Genomic DNA, 16,114 nt, shown 5'->3' on the forward strand with positions numbered 1-16,114 from the left:
AATAGGCGGAGGAGCCGGCAATGCATCCTGGTAGCGAAAATGGTGGTTACCAAGTCGGATACCCACAGGCGCCAGCGGCGCAGGCATACTCTGCGCCGCCACCCTCGGCGCCACCGGGTTATTTCGGTTCGCAGTATGTCCCTGGCGCGCCGATGGCGAGCGCGCCGAAGCGGTCACTTTTTGCCGGCATCGCGGTTTCCGACTACGTCCGGGACGGGATCGCGGCCCTGTTGCTGTTCATCGCCATGTTTCTTCCGTGGAACAGTGAGTTCAGTTTCACCGGAGGCGGTTTCGCGGGACTGATCCTGCTGGTGATTCTGCTGACACTGCTGTCGATAGCGTCGCTTGCCCTGCCGTATGTCGCCCGACTCGGCATGCTCGGCCCCAATTGGCATGTCGCGCAGGTCAGGATGATCCGACTACTCGTCAACCTCCCGTACGCGTTGATGATCATCGGCTTCCTGTTGTGGGACGTGGTCGCGTCGTTGTGGGTGTTCAGCAACGCAGACGCCGGTCCCGGCATCGGGTCCGCCATGATTTTCGGTGCTGCCGGTGTCGTGCTTGCGGCGCAGCCGCGTGCGAGCGAGATCGAGGCTTCTTCCATGATTCCGGCGCGGTGGTCCGCAGGCGTACGGGGGCTCGCCATTGCGGCGCTAGCCTTGACCGTTATTTCCGCGCTCCTCGACCTCGTTGCGATCCTCACTACTGCACATCAGCATGATGCGGAAACCAGTGACACATTGCGCATCTTGGTTCTGGCGCTGTTGCTCGTTGCCAGTTCGATCGCCATCGTCACCGTCGTCGTTCTCGGTGTGATCCGCGGACTCGCTTCTGCGCGAATCGCTTTGATGGGCGTGGCTCTTGCGTTTGTGGTGGCGTCGTTCTTCTCGGCCTTCATCGTGGAGGTCAGGTTCGACTTCTTCCTCGCCAGCCCGGCCTACATGGGCGCGGTGTTGCTGGTCGCCGCTGGAGTGGCGGCCACGACTCCGGGTCAGGTGTTCAACGATTACGGTTCAACGCATCCCGGCTATACGTGGCTGCGGGCAGCACGGGGCCTGCTGCTCCTCATGGCTGTCTGGAACTTCGCAGACGCAATCGTGTCGATTGGCCGTGCGATCGTTGTCGCGACTTACAGCAACGAATATGGAACACCGCCACTAGGCGTAGGTGCGAGTGCGGCCTTGGCAGTCTTCTCACTGCTCTCCGGGGCGCTGTCCACCGTGGGAACCATGATGGTGAGGCCGCGTCAGGGCGCCACTGATCCGCGGCCCGCGCGGGAAATGATTCTCGGCATCTGCCTGGGACTGTTCGTCCTGACTGTTGCCCGGCTCATTGCGCTTAGTGTGATGGGCGGTGCGGCCGCACTTTTCACTCGTGAGTTGGTATTGCCGATTCTCCCGATACTCGTTGCTGTCGGAATTCTCGCAGCGAAGCCGGTCCGCAGTCTTTACCAGGGCGTTCCACTCTTCGCGATGGCAACGGGTGGTACGGCCAGTGCGATGCAGGCCGGCGCTATGCCGACATCGGCTCAGCCCCAGATGGCCCAGCCAACACACGCGTTTTCGCGACCGCAATCTGGACCATTCATCTCGACCACGCCGCCGCCGGCCGTGCCCACTCCCGCCACGTCGGTGGCGAGTTCGGCGACAACCGACGCGGACGCGCTCGCGGCCGCGAATCCACAAACCCCACAGGCCGAACTCGCGCGCCTTGCGCAGGCACGTCCCGATCTGCGTCCGGCCATAGCGGCCAATCCGAACACCTATCCGGAGTTGATCGGATGGCTGCAGGCGCTCGGTGATCCGGCAGTGAACAGCGCGCTCGCTCAGCGCCTGTACGGGTAGGCAGGTCTGCTATCGACGTAAACGACATTCCGGCCGTCGGCGTGGCGGTTCTGGGCGCCATATACCTGAGCGTCATTGCTTGGTTCACCTACGGTCGTGCGGGTCGCGACTCGACGGCTCTGGCGGATATGCCACTGGTGGTGCGTGGGATCGGTAAGTCCCTCACCGGCCGACGTGTGGTTCACGATGTGTCGTTCGACGTCCGACCCGGAGAGATTCTCGGGCTGCTCGGACCGAACGGTGCCGGAAAGACGACGCTGCTGCGATTGATCACTGGCCTCGCCGAACCGGATTGCGGCAGCGCGGCACTGTTCGGTCAGAACGTTAAGGCAGGCGCGGCCGCGCTCTCGCACGTGGGAGTTTGCATCGAGGCGCCAGGCGTCCAGCCGCATTTGACCGGCTGGGAGAGCCTGCGCAGTCTATGGTCGGTGACCGGCAGACCCGAGTCGGAATCGTGCATCGAGATTGTCGCCGAACTGTCCGGTCTAGGTGAAGCCCTGCGGCGACGTGTGTCGGGGTACAGCCTCGGCATGCGTCATCGCCTCGGACTTGCCCAAGCGATGCTCGGATTACCGAGGCTGCTGATTCTCGACGAGCCGACACACGGCCTCGATCCCGGACAAATCCGATTCTTGCGCAACGTTTTACAGTCCTACGCCGCGAGCGGTCGGGCAGTACTCATGGCTTCACATCATCTCGAGGAGGTGGAGCAGATGTGCACCGGGGTAGTCCTGTTGAATCGTGGGTCGGTGGTGCACCGAGGATCGGTTGTGGAGTTGCGGGCATCCGGAATTCGCTTGGCGGACATGTATTTCGAGGCCGTCGGTGATGAGTGAACATCCTGTGAACCTTGTGCCTACGGCGCTCGGCATCCCCGAACTACCCGTGGCCGCGGAATTGAAAGTTCGGGTGGAAGTAGGTCGCCAGCTGCGTCGGCCGATCGTTCGCGCCGTCCTCGTGGCAATGGCGATTCTACCGCTTTTGCTTTCCGGAGCGGTGCACGCGGGTGGTGCGCGCGGGGTCGGCGCGAGCGCGGGGATTTTTGCGGCGGTGGCGACTGACAGCGCCGCGAACTTCATGGTCTTTGCGCTCGACTTGGGAACGCAGTACGGCATGGCCATCGTCGTCGCCTTGGTCTTCGGTGAGTCCATTGCCCGTGAAGCGCAATGGAACTACCTGCGCGTGTTGCTCACCGTGCCGGTGTCACGCGGGCGTCTTCTGACGCGGAAACTGCTGGCTGCCGGGGTCGTGTGCTTGCTCGCGATGGCGACATACGTTGCGATGTCAGCGGCCATCGGCGTGCTCTGTTACGGTCTGAAGCCGCTCATGCCGCCAAGCGGTACGCAAGTGCCCGAATCGCAAGAACTTTGGCGCCTCGCCGTGGCGCTGGGGTACTTGATCATCTATCTGGCGTGGATAGGTTCGTTGGGCATGTTCATGTCGGTAGTGGCGCAAGACAATCCGGTGATTGCGGCGGGCGGCACTGTGATCGTCGTGCTTTGCTCAACGATTTTCGGGGGGCTCCCGACTTTAGGGGGGATTCGTGCCGTGCTGCCGACCCGGAACTACGAAGCCTGGCTCGCGTTGACACGCACCGACATCGACTGGCTGGGAATGCAGTGGGGGGTGTTTCTGTCCTTGCTTTACGCAGGCATATTTCTCGCCCTTTCCTACGTACGTTTCTTGGTCAGCGACGTAAAAGGCTGACTGTCATTCAAGTAGCTGACATTCATTTCGCCCGTCACCGACCGCGAATTCTTATGATTACGGTCCGCATGGTCGGATGTCAGAAGGGATCGCAGTGACTAACCCACCGCCCGGTTCCCCTTACGGACCGACCGAACAGCCGTACGGCTGGGGTGCGCCCCCGCCGCCTCCACCGCCCCCGCCGGAGGGCGGCTGGCAAACACAGCAACAGGGTTGGGCTCCCGCCGCAGCCGAGCAACTGTCACCGTCAGGCTTCGGCCCACCGCACCGCAACCGCCGTCGATGGTGGTTTGTCGGTGCAGGAGTGTTCGTCGTCGTGCTACTGGTCGTCGGCGGAATCACGGCTTGGACCTTTCTGTCCGGCACCAGTGGCGCCAACTCGCCCGAGAACGCGGCATTAGATGCCCTATCGGCGGTGCAGTCCCGGGATCCGATCAAATTCGCCGACATCGTCGCTTCAGGCGAAATGAACGGCTTGCAGGACTTGGTGAGGAGCACAAGCAATAAGGCCACCGAAGGCGGGTTCCAAGAGGGCGGGGATACGGGTGCCCTGCTGCAGGGATTGTCGATAACCACTACTGACCTCCACACCACAACCGAGCAGATCCGCGACGACCTGGCGAAGGTCACCTTCACGAGCGGTTCAGTAGCGCTCTCGATCGACCCCAAACAGGCGAACCCTGGCATCCGCGACTTGATCAGCCCATCTGCCGAGGCGACGAACAGAACCCTGACCGTCGGCGATCTCACCGGAAAGTCGAAGCAAGGCGATGCGATTGCGCCGTTCGTCATGACAGTGAAGGTTGATGACCGTTGGTACATCAGCCCGCTGTACACGGCAGGGGAGTACGCCACCGAGGTGCTAGGCGTCCAGCGAGTTGACCATCCCAACCCGGACATCACCAAATACGACAACCCGGGGGCCGCCGCCAAGGGATTCACCGAGGCGGTGGCCAGCGTCGCCGGCAATCACGACGTATCTCAGTTGGAGCAGATGGCGAGCCCGCAGGTCGCCATAGCCATCGCCACGTACCGCCCGGCGTTGAACAAGCTGTTCGACGGGGCGGAGTCGACCGTCAGCGTCGATGTCAACCGTGCCGACTTCAATTCGGATATCTCGGGGGACACAGCGAAGGTCACCGCCGATCAGGTCGCGTTGACAGTTAGCGACAACGATGAAAGAACCGACGTGCGCATCAGCGGTAATTGCATCGACACAACCAACTCCGAAGGTCACCGCGATCACGTCTGTGGAGGCGAGAGCGGGCCGGGTCTCCTGGACCCGTTCCGCTACGGTCCCCAGTTCCCGACTTCCCTGAGAGCGGTTCGCGACAGCAGCGGCTGGCACATCGATCCGGTCGGCACACTGCTCAGTTTTGAGATCAACGGCCTGAACGCAATGACCAAGGACCAGGTGACGTACCTGGTGGCGATGGCCGGTCCGCCGGCAAGCCTAGCCGCGTTCGCGCGGTCGGACGCACAGGCGACATTGAGCCAGGGGCACAGCGTGGAAGTGACTCTGAAGCCGCCGTTCCACTCAGCCTTGGGCCGCGAGCGTGGCGTCGCGATCGTAGATCTGAAGGTGACATCCGGACAAGCGGTTCGCATCACCGACTCCTACTCTGACTACTCACCCGTCTATGTGATCGAGGGTGCAAGCACCGTGACCAAGCTCTACAGCTCGGACCGATTCAGCCCCACGAAGACCGAAACGGTCAAGATCATCGAACTCGGTAGAGCCGGTAGGACAGTTAAGGTGTCCGCCGAATGACCACGCCACCCCCGCCCCCGCCTGGCCAGTTTTATTACCAACCCTTCGCGCCTCGAAAAACAAACGGGCTTGCCATCGCGGCGCTCGTTTGCTCGTTGTTCTTCGCGCCCCTCGGTATTCTCTTCGGGCACATTTCGTTGTCGCAGATCAAGCGGACAGGCGACGAGGGGCGTGGGCTCGCGATAGCCGGGCTGGTGATCGGCTACATCTTCACCGTTGTCGGTGTCGTGGTGACCGTCGTGGTCGTGGCCTCAGTGGTCAGTTTTATGCATGCTGTCGACGATCAGGCCAATGCCGCATATGACACGTCGTCATACCCGACCTACTCCACCACCGAGGATGTGCCCAGTACGGACTATTCGACGCCGGACCCAAGCGACGACACCGCCAGCGTGATCCGGCAAGCGCAGGTTGGTAGTTGTATTCATCGGGTGACTGGGGCCACGAACAGCGACGGCACCAGTTCAGTAACTGTCACGCCAGCCACGTGCGGTTCTAACTACGCGACAGACCGCGTCACGAAGCGGACGAACAGTATCTATGACTGCGACGGCAATTGGGTGCGTACCGGAGGTTCGACATCTGACACCGTGCTCTGCCTCGAAAAGGAGTGATCACTCCCGCCCTCGCCCGATCGTCTCCGCCAATGTCTCCAGGACCGCCGGATCTTCGATCGTCGACGGCGTGCTGAACTCCTCACCCGCCACGATCTGCCGCATTGTCTTGCGCAGGATCTTGCCTGACCGGGTCTTTGGCAGGGCAGCGACAACTGTCACCTCCTGCAGCGAGGCCACGGCGCCGATCTCGCTGCGCACCTTCTGCACCAGTTCGCCGCGCAACTCGTCGGGCGTGATGTCGGCGCCCGCTTTCAGCACCACGTATCCGCTCGGGCGCTGGCCCTTGAGTTCGTCGTGCACACCGATCACGGCGCACTCGGCCACCGCGGGATGCCCAGCCAGCACCGCCTCGATGCCCCCCGTCGACAGGCGGTGCCCCGCGACGTTGATGACGTCGTCGCTGCGGCCGAGCACGTACACGTACCCCTCGGCGTCGATGTACCCCGAATCGCCGGTGAGGTAATACCCGTCGTAGGCCGACAGGTAGGAACGCACATATCGGTCGTCGTCGTGCCACAGCGTGGTCAGCGTTCCGGGTGGAAGGGGTAGCGCCAACACGATGTTGCCTTCCTCGCCGGTGGGCGCGGGAACCCCTTGATCATCGAGAACGAGCAGCCGGTAGCCGGGGACCGGCACCGACGGTGAACCGGGCTTGATCGGGAGGTGCTCGATCCCGCGCGGGTTGGCGCACACCGGCCAACCGGTCTCGGTCTGCCACCAGTGGTCGATCACCGGCCGGTGCAGCACCGAGGAGATCCAGTCGTACGTGTTCGGATCGAGGCGCTCACCGGCGACGAAAAGGTTGTCCAGAGTGGAGATGTCGTACTTGTCGAGTTCTGTCGATTCGGGGTCGACCTTGCGGATCGCCCGCAACGCAGTCGGCGCCGTGAACAGTGCCTGCACGCCGTGGTCGTTGATGACTCGCCAGAACGCGCCGGCGTCCGGGGTGCCCACGGGTTTGCCCTCGTACAGCACGGTCGTCGCACCGACCAGTAACGGGCCGTAGACGATGTAGGAGTGGCCCACCACCCAGCCGACATCGGACGCGGTCCACATGACCTGGCCTGGACCGATGTCGTAGATGTGGCGCATCGACCACTCCAGCGCGACGGCGTGGCCGCCGTTGTCGCGGACCACGCCCTTGGGCTTGCCGGTGGTTCCCGACGTGTAGAGGATGTAGAGGGGGTCGGTGGCCGCCACCGGCACCGGATCCGCGGGTTCGGCTGCCGCAGTGAGCTCGTCCCAGTCCAGCCACGGAATGTCATGCCCCGCAAAGTCTTGCGCGGTACCCGGAATTTGTGGCCGGTTCTTGACAATCACCGCGGCGATACCTTGTGTGCCAGCAATTTCCAGCGCGCTGGCAACAATCGGCAGGTATTCGATGGTGCGACCAGGTTCCAAGCCGCCCGACGTGGTGATGACGAGTTTCGGTGCCGCGTCGGTGATCCGCGCCGCGAGCTCCTTGGCCGCGAAGCCGCCGAAAACCACCGAGTGAATCGCGCCGATGCGGGCGCAGGCGAGCATGGCGACGACGGCTTCCGGGATCATCGGCAGATAGATGACCACCCGGTCTCCGCGTGTGACACCTTGGGCAACAAGAACTCCCGCGAACCGGGCCACCCGCTCCTGCAACTCCGCATAGGTATAGGTGCGCTGCACCCCGGTCATCGCAGAGTCATAAATGAGCGCCGCCTGATCGCCGCGGCCGGCCGCGACGTGACGGTCCACCGCGTTGACGCAGGTGTTCAGTTGGCCGTCGGGGAACCATCGGTAGAAGGGCGCATTGGAATCATCGAGCGCGCGTCGCGGAGCGGAATCCCAGTCGATTGCGGCGGCAGCGCCCAGCCAAAACCGCTCGGGGTCATCCACGCTTGCGCGGTAGGTCTGCGAGTAGGTGGGCATCCATCCACATTACGGTGAGATTTCTGCGCGGCGGGTATTACTCGACCTATGACCTTTCGCAGCCAATCGACCACCGTCCCGACGATCGCGCTCAATGACGGCAACGCCATGCCTGTGCTCGGCTTCGGCGTCTGGCAGGTCCCGGACGATCAGGCCTACGACGCCGTGTCGACCGCGTTGGACGCGGGTTACCGCAGCATCGACACCGCGGCGATCTATGGGAACGAACGCGGCACCGGCAAGGCGCTGAACGCGTCCGGCCTCCCCCGTGACGAACTTTTCGTCACCACCAAGCTGTGGAACGACGACCAGGGTTACGAGTCCACCCTGCGTGCCTTCGATGCCAGCCTCGATCGACTCGGTCTCGACTACCTCGACCTCTACCTCATTCATTGGCAAGACCTCAAACGCGACCGCTACCTCGACACCTTCCGCGCGTTCGCCCACCTCGCCGACGAGGGCCGGGTTGGGTCCATCGGCGTATCGAACTTTTCCATTTCATCGCTCGAGCGGCTCATCGACACCATCGGCCGAGTCCCGGCGGTCCACCAGATCGAGTTGCATCCGCGCCTGACCCAATCGGAGCTGCGAGCCTTCCACACCGAGCGGGGGATAGCCACGGAAGCGTGGAGCCCACTGGGCTCGGGAATGGTGCTCGACGACCCGACGATCGGGCGGATCGCCGCGGAACTGAGCAAAACGCCAGCGCAGGTGATCTTGCGCTGGCAGGTGCAACTCGGCAACATCGTGATTCCAAAATCGGTGACCCCTGAACGCATCCGCAGCAACTTCGACATCTTCGGTTTCGAACTCGACGCTGCGGCGATGAGCACGATTTCGGGTCTCGACGACGGCACGCGGACCGGTCCTGATCCTGATCGTTGGCCCTGAGGCGGTCCCGCACACAGCCGGTCGTTGATAGGTTCGCTGACATGATCGGATACACCCAGAGCGGCGGCGTGGTCACCATCGAGTTGCAGCGGCCGCAGCAACGCAACGCCCTCAACCTCGAGCTGATCGAGGCGTTGCGCGATGCGATGGACAAGGCCGCGGCCGACGAGGCGCGGGCGATAGTGCTGACCGGGCAGGGCAAGGCATTCTGCGCGGGGGCTGACCTTTCCGAGGTGTATACGGAGTCCTTCACCGACGCCCTTGTAGAGATGCTGGAAACAATCGATTCGATTGGCGCCCCGGTGATTTCGGCGGTGAACGGTCCAGCGATCGGCGCGGGCACCCAGTTGGCGCTCGCCTCGGACCTGCGAGTGGTTGCCCCGGACGCGTACTTCGCCATCCCGGCGGCGCGACTGGGCATCACGGTCAACCGATGGACGGTGCACAGGCTCGCCGAGCTCGCCGGTGGCGGACGAGCGCGTTCCATCCTGCTGGGTGTCGAATCGTTGCCGGCCGACGACGCGCTGGCGTGCGGGCTGGCCAACCGCATCGGCTCGCTTGCCGACGCGCAAGACTGGGCGGCGGACATTGCCACGCTGGCGCCGCTGACGCTGCAGCACTTGAAGCTGGTGTTCAACGAGGGCGCCTCGGCGGACGAGACGCACGAACAGCGCGCGGCGATGCTGGCGGCCTGGCTCAGCGAGGACGCCAAGGAAGGCCGGCGGGCGCGGGCCGAGAAGCGAAAGCCGCTGTTCGCTGGCCGCTAAAAAGCGGAGGATATATCTCAACTTCGACTAAGGTGGTGCTGTGACTGTCAGCAACACCACTCGCCGTCGGTTCCGAAATACAGAGCCGTCGAGCATTGTGTCGACATCCGGTCAGTCGTCGATCCTGCGCGATCTGCTCACCCGCGGCCGGGTGGGCCGGCCGTCGCGCCCGGTTCCGCTGACCCAGCCGGAGTTGCCTGCCGAGGCCGCGCAACTGGCCGCCACCTGGTTCGGGCACGCTTCGGTGTTGATCGAGGTGGACGGCCACCGCGTTCTGACCGATCCCGTGTGGAGCGAGCGGGTATCGCCGACCTCGCTGGTCGGGCCAACGCGGATGCACCCGGTTCCGAGTCCCTTGGAGTCACTGCCCGCGCTCGACGCGATCATCATTTCGCACGACCACTACGACCATCTGGACAAAGCGACTATCAAGTCGCTCAACGACTCTCAGCAGGCGCCGTTCGTTGTTCCCCTGGGAATCGCTGACTACCTGCGGCGGTGGGGCGTGGCCGATGATCGGATCATCGAACTCGATTGGGGCGCAAGCGCGACCGTCGGCGGATTGACTATCACCTGCACCGAGGCTCGACACTTCTCCGGCCGCGGCCTGGTGCGAAACACGACGCTGTGGGCGTCGTGGGTGATCGCCGGCCCCACCCGGCGGGTGTATTTCGGTGGTGACACCGGGTATTCGCGTTGCTTCGCCGAAATCGGTGGAGAGCATGGGCCTTTCGACCTCACGCTGTTGCCGATCGGGGCATACGACGCAATGTGGCCCGACATTCACATGAATCCCGAGGAGGCGGTGCGGGCGCACCGGGATCTCAGTGCCGGTGCGCATGCTGATTTCGGCACGATCGTGCCGATCCACTGGGCCACCTACAACCTGGCTTTCCACCCCTGGGCCGAACCGGTTCATCGCCTGCTCGCCGCCGCGGCCGAGTCCGGCGTTTCGGTGCGCGTCCCGCAGCCGGGTCAGCGGATCGACTTCGCCAATCCAGGGTCCAACATCGAATGGTGGGCCGGAATCTAGGAGTGCCGCACGGAAGTTTCGGCGAGGAATTGCTCGTAGGTGATGGTGCCGACAGCGTTTTCTGGGATGAGGTTGTGCCCGGCGCGATAGCCGGCGAACGTCTTGCCCGGCAAGGAGAACCCGACGAGCTTGCGCCGTAGTTTCACCGCGTCGAGGTAGGCGCGTGCGAGGTCGGATGCGGTGCGGACCTCTGGGCCACCGATGTCGGGCACGCGTCCCGCGGCGGGCTGGCCGACGATCTCGGTGATACGTTCGGCGACATCGCGCACATCGATGGGCTGAAACGAAAATTCGGGCGCGAGTAGCAACGGCAGCCCCCGCTGGCTGGCAAACAACCGAACGACAAGATCGTGAAACTGAGTGGCACGCAAGATCGTCCACGGCAGCTCGGCCGACGCCACGAGGTCCTCGACGTCTCGTTTGGCGCGGTAGTAGAACAGGGGAATGTCGTCTACTCCGACGATCGAGATGTACACCAGGTGAGGCGTGTCGCCGTACGCCCGAATCGCATTGATGAGGTTGCGCGAGGCGGCCACGTCGTCTCGACCGGTCGCGCAGTGCACTACGACGTCCACTCCGGTAACCGCCTCTTCCAGTCCGGTGTTGCGTCGTAGATCCGCAGTCGCCCAGCGCGTCGCGGATACATCGTCCGGTCGGGGTCGTCGGCTGAGGGTGCGAACGTCGAAGCCGTTCGTCGTCAGCTGTGCGTCGACTGCGCGACCCAGAGTTCCGGTACCCCCGGTGAGCAGGACGGTGGACACAAGCTCCCCTTCTCGGACGTCAGGCTTGGCGCACTGCACACCATAGTGCCGAACCCTCGCTACTGTGAGAGTGGCGTCGGGGAAGCTGGAGTGAAAGAGGAAGCGCATGGATTTCAAGGGTCTCGCCGACAAGGCCAAGGACTTGGCCAGCGAACACAAGGATCAGGTCGAGGCGGCCGTGGAGAAGGCCGGCGACATAGTCGACGAGAAGACGGGCGGCAAGTTCGCGCAAGTAGTCGATAAGGCGCAAGAGGCCGCCAAGAACGCTCTAGACAAATAGTCCCGCGAAAGGTGCCGCTTCCGACCAGCACACGCTTCTCGACGCTCTGCACCACGCTGATAGTCGCTGTCGGTGTGCTGGCGGGATGCGGTCACGAATCTCCACCAGGTGCTCAGCTACTTCCGGTCGAGCAGCGCGGCACGATCGTTTCCCAGCAGCCTGTCTCCGACAGCGACGCCTATTCCGCGGTGCCGGGTTCCCGCGCAACCCTGGTCCTGTACCGGTCGACTTCCGGTATCGACGGCTCCGGCGTGCAGGTCAGCGGAACCGTGTTTCAGCCGCCCGGCAACCCGCCCCCAGGCGGTTGGCCGGTGGTGACCCTGGGTCACGGCACCACCGGGTTGACCGATAACTGCGCGCCTTCGCGCCATCCCGACCTGTTGGGGGCCATCGGCCCGGTCATCGCCTTCCTGCAGCGCGGCTACGTCGTCGCGGTGAGCGACTATCAGGGGTTGGGGACGCCCGGCGAGCATCCGTACCTGGAGCCGAACAGTGCTGCCTACGACCTCATTGATGCGGTTCGCGCAGCGCGCAACGTCATCCCCGGCACCAGTGATCGATGGGCCGCGTTCGGGATCTCCCAAGGTGGGCAAGCATCGTGGGCGGCGGCCGGCCATGCCGAAGACTACGGCGAGGGGCTGCGCTTCGTCGGCTCGGCCGATCTGTCGCCCGCCGCGGATCTCAGTCCGGTCATGGCGGGTTCGACCACGCCGAATCTGACGCTCGCGCAGAAGATGCTGCTCCCGATCCTCATCACCGGGCTGAAGGTGAGTCATCACGATCTGGATGTCAGTGCTTACCTGCAGGGCAAACTCGCGGCCGACACCGACGACGTGATCAGTTGTGATCGCCACCGGCAGGCCGCTGCGGCCCTGGACCTCAATGGCGTGAAGGTGACGGCGCGCAGCCCGGAAGACCTGACGCGCATTCAGCAGATCCTGAAGGACATCGCGCTACCGCAACGACGTGCGGACGGCCCAATGCTCGTGGTGGTCGGCGCCAACGACTCGCTGATCCTTCCGCAATGGACCGAGGCAGCGGTGCGCAAGGCCTGCGACATGGGCGACGTCATCGATCTCGAGGTGCGGCAGGGGGAGGGGCACGGCGATCCCGCAGCGGTGCCCGGCGCAGTCAATTGGGTGGCGGACCGGTTCGCGGGCAAACCCGCGCCGGACAACTGCGCGACTTCCTGAGCGCTACTTGGTGAGACCGATGTACTTGGTGTCGAGGTACTCCTCGATGCCCTCGACGCCGCCTTCAGAGCCCAGTCCCGATTGCTTCACTCCGCCGAACGGCGCCGCAACATCGGAGACGACGCCGCGGTTGATCCCGACCATGCCGGATTCGATCGCGTCGGCCACTCGCAGTGCGCGATCGAGTCCTTGCGTGTAAATGTAGGCGGCCAAGCCGAATTCGGTGTCGTTGGCGGCGGCGATTGCCTCGGCTTCCGTGTCGAAACCGGTGATGGCGCTGACCGGGCCGAAAATCTCTTCGGTGACGATGCTGGAGCCGGGCACCACCTCGTCGAGGACCGTCGGCTGATAATAGAAGCCAGGCCCATCGATAGCCGCGCCGCCGATCCGGATCTTGGCGCCACCGGTGACGGCATCGTCGACGAGCCTGGCGACATTGTTGCGCTGCTTTTGATTGATCAAGGGGCCAACCGCAATTCCCTCTTGATAGCCGGGGCCTACGCTCATGGCGGCAATGCGGTCGGTCAGTTTGGCGGTGAACTCTTCGCGGACGGCGTTGGCGACGATCAACCGGTTCGCTGCAGTGCAGGCCTGGCCGCCGTTGCGCATCTTGGCGGCCATCGCGCCGTCGACCGCGGCGTCGAGGTCGGCGTCATCGAACACGACGAACGGTGCGTTGCCGCCGAGTTCCATCGACGTGCGCAGCAAGTTGTGCGCGGATTGCTCGATGAGAATCTTCCCGACCCGCGTCGAGCCCGTGAACGTGACCTTACGCAGGCGCGGATCGGCCAGCAGCGGTTCGGTGACGGGCGGTGCTGAGGCTGCCGGCAGCACGGATAGCACACCTGGCGGCAAGCCGGCATCGGCAAAGACCTTTGCCAACAAAAGCATCGTGAGCGGAGTGTCTTCGGCAGGCTTGACGATCATGGTGCAGCCAGCCGCCAGCGCCGGCCCGATCTTGCGCGTTCCCATGGCGAGCGGGAAGTTCCAGGGGGTGATCGCCAGGCACGGCCCGACTGGGCCTTTGGTGACGAGGATGCGTCCCGTGCCCGAGGGCGACTGAGTGTAGCGGCCCTGGATGCGCACCGCCTCCTCGCTGAACCAGCGCAGGAACTCGGCGCCGTAGGTCACCTCGGAACGACTCTCTGGCAACGCTTTACCCATTTCGAGGGTCATCAAGAGCGCAAAGTCGTCTGCGCGCTCGATGACCGCATCGAAGGCCGCGCGCAGAATGTCGGAGCGACGCCGCGGGGCGGTCGCGGCCCATTCCCGCTGCATACCACACGCTGAATCGAGTGCACGCGCAGCGTCTTTACCGTTGGCGTCCGCGACGGTGGTGAATGCTGCACCGGTTGCGGGGTCGATGACGTCGAATCTGTTGCCGTCGATGGCATCCGTTTGCTTGCCGTCGATCCACAGTCCGGTAGGGAGGCTGTCGATGAGTCGCTGAATCTGGGCCGGATAGCTCATCGCTGATCGTCCGCAGTGTTTCGCACGACCTGCTCGATAACCGAAATTCCGTCGAGCAGAGCGTCTTCGGTGATGACCAGGGGAGGAAGCAGGCGGATGACGTTGCCGTATGTGCCGCAGGTCAACAGAATGAGGCCCTGGTCGAAGGCGCGTGCTGCAACGGCTTTCGTGAGGGCGGGGTCTGGCTCGGTGGTGCCCGCCCTGACGAACTCGATGGCCAGCATTGCACCGCGACCGCGAACGTCACCGATGACGTCAACGTCGTTGGCGAGGCCGCGCAGTCGGGGCAGCGCGATGGCTTCGATTTCGCATGCGCGCGCCGGTAAATCGTTGGCACGCATGGTATCGATGGCTGCGAGGGCGGCTGCACAGGCGACCGGGTTGCCACCGAAGGTTCCGCCGAGTCCGCCGGGGTGCACGGCGTCGAGCAGTTCGGCTCGGCCGGTGATCGCTGCCAGCGGCATGCCGCCCGCGATGCCTTTGGCCATGGTGATGATATCGGGGACGATTCCTTCGTATTCGCACGCAAACCAGTCGCCGGTGCGGGCGAAACCGGTTTGCACCTCGTCGGCGATGAATACGATGCCGTTGGCGCGGCACCAGTCGACCAGCGTCGGCAGGAAACCTGTTGCGGGGACTATGAATCCGCCCTCACCCTGGATTGGTTCGATGACCACTGCCGCGATGGTGTCGGTGCCGATCTGTTTTTCCATGCGGTCGATGACGTCGTGCGCCGACTGCTCACCGGTGCGGTCCGGGTCGTCGCGGAAGGGATATGACATTGGCATCCGGTAGATTTCGGGTGCGAATGGCCCGAACCGCGCCTTGTACGGCATCGTCTTCGCCGTGAGCGCCATGGTGAGGTTGGTGCGACCGTGGTAGGCGTGGTCGAACGCGACTACTGCTTGACGACCCGTGGCTAGGCGGGCCACTTTGACGGCGTTCTCGACGGCTTCCGCGCCCGAGTTGAACAGGACCGAGCGTTTCTCGTGATTGCCCGGGGTGAGGGTGGCGAGTTGCTCGGCCACTGCGACGTAGCCCTCGTACGGTGTGACCATGAAACAGGTGTGCGTGAAGTGCTGTGCTTGCTCCGAAACAGCCTGAGTTACTGCCGGATTGGACGCGCCGATACTCGTTACCGCGATGCCTGACCCGAAATCGAGCAGCGAATTTCCGTCGACATCCACCACCACGGCGCCGTCTGCGTCCGCCGCGTAAACAGGGACGCTCGACCCGACCCCGGCGGCGACGGATGCTTTACGCCGCTCGGTCAGCGCTCGCGAAGCTGGACCGGGCAATTCGGTCCTGATGACCCGCTTTTGGGGCAGCCGGTAGGTCAGATCGTCCATGGGCGGACAGTACTCCTGAGCCAGCGCGCCGCACATCAAAACGGTGGTGGCATGCGTCGGGAGCGGGCGGTGGTTATTGCGCGGTGTTGTCGGTAGTGGTTGCGGAGTTCGGTGTCGGTGGCTGGTGGTGGGGGTTGGTCGGGCATGTGCAGTTCCCACCAGGTGGGTTCGTAGAGCAGGTCTATGGCTTCGGCGTCGGTGAGGGGGTCGGTGGGCGGCGGCGGGGCTGGTTTGAAGCGTCACGACTTTCGTGCCGCTCCTAGACGGGTTGCGACTGCCGGTCGCGAGCGGTGTTGAAAGCCTGTTCGTACTCGGTTGGGGTGAGCATTCCGAGTGAACTATGCAGACGTCTGTGGTTGTACCAATCAACCCAACCAGATGTGGCGTATTCGATGTCGTTGAGCGTCTTGTAGGGCCCGGCGTGGAACACCGTGGTCTGGATGCATTCGGTCTTGTAGAGGCCGATGATCGATTCCATCAACCCGTTGTCGTAGGCGTCGCCGACCGAACCGATCGAGGGCGTGATGCC

General features: G+C 63.8%; 15 protein-coding genes. 10 read left to right on the top strand and 5 right to left on the bottom strand.

All coding sequences use genetic code 11. The features are described 5' to 3' along the window. Window positions 1–152: 152 nt before the first annotated feature. The 5 genes from FOS14_RS16500 to FOS14_RS25540 all read left to right on the top strand — a co-directional run bounded on the left by FOS14_RS16500 (window position 153) and on the right by FOS14_RS25540 (window position 5,936). Window positions 153–1,844: a hypothetical protein gene (locus FOS14_RS16500; protein ID WP_143771885.1), complete on the top strand. Its 1,692-nt coding sequence runs from the start codon at window positions 153–155 to the stop codon at window positions 1,842–1,844. Between the two features lie 41 nt (window positions 1,845–1,885). After that, complete coding sequence (locus tag FOS14_RS16505) at window positions 1,886–2,680, top strand: ABC transporter ATP-binding protein (protein ID WP_143771886.1); 795 nt, start codon at window positions 1,886–1,888, stop codon at window positions 2,678–2,680. Further along, complete coding sequence (locus FOS14_RS16510; RefSeq protein WP_143771887.1) at window positions 2,673–3,551, top strand: ABC transporter permease; 879 nt, start codon at window positions 2,673–2,675, stop codon at window positions 3,549–3,551. Before FOS14_RS16505 ends, FOS14_RS16510 begins: the two co-directional genes overlap by 8 nt. A 94-nt stretch (window positions 3,552–3,645) precedes the next feature. After that, window positions 3,646–5,322: a hypothetical protein gene (locus tag FOS14_RS16515; protein ID WP_143771888.1), complete on the top strand. Its 1,677-nt coding sequence runs from the start codon at window positions 3,646–3,648 to the stop codon at window positions 5,320–5,322. Next, window positions 5,319–5,936: a DUF4190 domain-containing protein gene (locus FOS14_RS25540; protein ID WP_143771889.1), complete on the top strand. Its 618-nt coding sequence runs from the start codon at window positions 5,319–5,321 to the stop codon at window positions 5,934–5,936. The genes FOS14_RS16515 and FOS14_RS25540 overlap by 4 nt, the downstream gene beginning before the upstream one ends. On the opposite strand, the gene FOS14_RS16525 is transcribed toward FOS14_RS25540, so the two are convergent. Further along, window positions 5,937–7,841: a propionyl-CoA synthetase gene (locus FOS14_RS16525; protein ID WP_143771890.1), complete on the bottom strand. Its 1,905-nt coding sequence runs from the start codon at window positions 7,839–7,841 to the stop codon at window positions 5,937–5,939. Window positions 7,842–7,889: 48 nt separating this feature from the next. Here FOS14_RS16525 and FOS14_RS16530 point away from each other — a divergent pair, with 48 nt between their 5' ends. The 3 genes from FOS14_RS16530 to FOS14_RS16540 are packed head-to-tail and all read left to right on the top strand — an operon-like array spanning window position 7,890 to window position 10,532. After that, window positions 7,890–8,732, top strand: a complete 843-nt coding sequence (locus tag FOS14_RS16530) for an aldo/keto reductase (RefSeq protein ID WP_143771891.1) — start codon at window positions 7,890–7,892, stop codon at window positions 8,730–8,732. A 41-nt stretch (window positions 8,733–8,773) separates the two neighbouring features. Then, complete coding sequence (locus tag FOS14_RS16535; RefSeq protein ID WP_143771892.1) at window positions 8,774–9,499, top strand: enoyl-CoA hydratase; 726 nt, start codon at window positions 8,774–8,776, stop codon at window positions 9,497–9,499. A 40-nt stretch (window positions 9,500–9,539) separates the two neighbouring features. After that, complete coding sequence (locus FOS14_RS16540; protein ID WP_143771893.1) at window positions 9,540–10,532, top strand: MBL fold metallo-hydrolase; 993 nt, start codon at window positions 9,540–9,542, stop codon at window positions 10,530–10,532. On the opposite strand, the gene FOS14_RS16545 is transcribed toward FOS14_RS16540, so the two are convergent. Next, the gene (locus FOS14_RS16545; protein WP_255450393.1) at window positions 10,529–11,293 is read right to left on the bottom strand and encodes an SDR family oxidoreductase; all 765 of its coding nucleotides are present in this window, start codon (window positions 11,291–11,293) and stop codon (window positions 10,529–10,531) included. The two genes, FOS14_RS16540 and FOS14_RS16545, sit on opposite strands and share 4 nt — an antisense overlap. Before the next feature lie 106 nt (window positions 11,294–11,399). On the opposite strand from FOS14_RS16545, the gene FOS14_RS16550 reads away from it, so the two are divergent. After that, window positions 11,400–11,573 (top strand): antitoxin, encoded by a 174-nt coding sequence (locus FOS14_RS16550; protein WP_143771895.1) that lies wholly within the window; start codon window positions 11,400–11,402, stop codon window positions 11,571–11,573. A gap of 11 nt (window positions 11,574–11,584) precedes the next feature. Beyond that, on the top strand, window positions 11,585–12,766 hold the full coding sequence (locus FOS14_RS16555) for a lipase family protein (RefSeq protein ID WP_143771896.1): 1,182 nt from the start codon (window positions 11,585–11,587) through the stop codon (window positions 12,764–12,766). 3 nt (window positions 12,767–12,769) lie between these two features. Here FOS14_RS16555 and FOS14_RS16560 read toward each other — a convergent pair whose 3' ends face one another. The 3 genes from FOS14_RS16560 to FOS14_RS16570 all read right to left on the bottom strand — a co-directional run. Continuing rightward, window positions 12,770–14,236 (bottom strand): NAD-dependent succinate-semialdehyde dehydrogenase, encoded by a 1,467-nt coding sequence (locus FOS14_RS16560; RefSeq protein WP_143771897.1) that lies wholly within the window; start codon window positions 14,234–14,236, stop codon window positions 12,770–12,772. Continuing rightward, on the bottom strand, window positions 14,233–15,585 hold the full coding sequence (gene gabT / locus FOS14_RS16565; protein WP_143771898.1) for a 4-aminobutyrate--2-oxoglutarate transaminase: 1,353 nt from the start codon (window positions 15,583–15,585) through the stop codon (window positions 14,233–14,235). The genes FOS14_RS16560 and gabT overlap by 4 nt, the downstream gene beginning before the upstream one ends. Window positions 15,586–15,844: 259 nt before the next feature. Further along, window positions 15,845–16,114, bottom strand: a 270-nt coding sequence (locus FOS14_RS16570; protein ID WP_143769309.1) for an integrase core domain-containing protein, incomplete at its 5' end; no start/stop codon positions are given.

Origin of the sequence: Skermania sp. ID1734 (assembly GCF_007489285.1) — a bacterium.
In the GTDB taxonomy this organism is placed as follows: Bacteria; Actinomycetota; Actinomycetes; order Mycobacteriales; family Mycobacteriaceae; genus ID1734.

Excerpts from the sequence above, each read along its gene's own strand:
- FOS14_RS16500 (WP_143771885.1), top strand. The coding sequence starts at position 153 with ATGGCGAGCGCGCCGAAGCGGTCACTTTTTGCCGGCATCGCGGTTTCC.
- FOS14_RS16510 (WP_143771887.1), top strand. The coding sequence starts at position 2,673 with ATGAGTGAACATCCTGTGAACCTTGTGCCTACGGCGCTCGGCATCCCC.
- FOS14_RS25540 (WP_143771889.1), top strand. The coding sequence starts at position 5,319 with ATGACCACGCCACCCCCGCCCCCGCCTGGCCAGTTTTATTACCAACCC.
- FOS14_RS16525 (WP_143771890.1), bottom strand. The coding sequence starts at position 7,841 with ATGCCCACCTACTCGCAGACCTACCGCGCAAGCGTGGATGACCCCGAG.
- FOS14_RS16530 (WP_143771891.1), top strand. The coding sequence starts at position 7,890 with ATGACCTTTCGCAGCCAATCGACCACCGTCCCGACGATCGCGCTCAAT.
- FOS14_RS16535 (WP_143771892.1), top strand. The coding sequence starts at position 8,774 with ATGATCGGATACACCCAGAGCGGCGGCGTGGTCACCATCGAGTTGCAG.
- FOS14_RS16550 (WP_143771895.1), top strand. The coding sequence starts at position 11,400 with ATGGATTTCAAGGGTCTCGCCGACAAGGCCAAGGACTTGGCCAGCGAA.
- FOS14_RS16560 (WP_143771897.1), bottom strand. The coding sequence starts at position 14,236 with ATGAGCTATCCGGCCCAGATTCAGCGACTCATCGACAGCCTCCCTACC.
- gabT (WP_143771898.1), bottom strand. The coding sequence starts at position 15,585 with ATGGACGATCTGACCTACCGGCTGCCCCAAAAGCGGGTCATCAGGACC.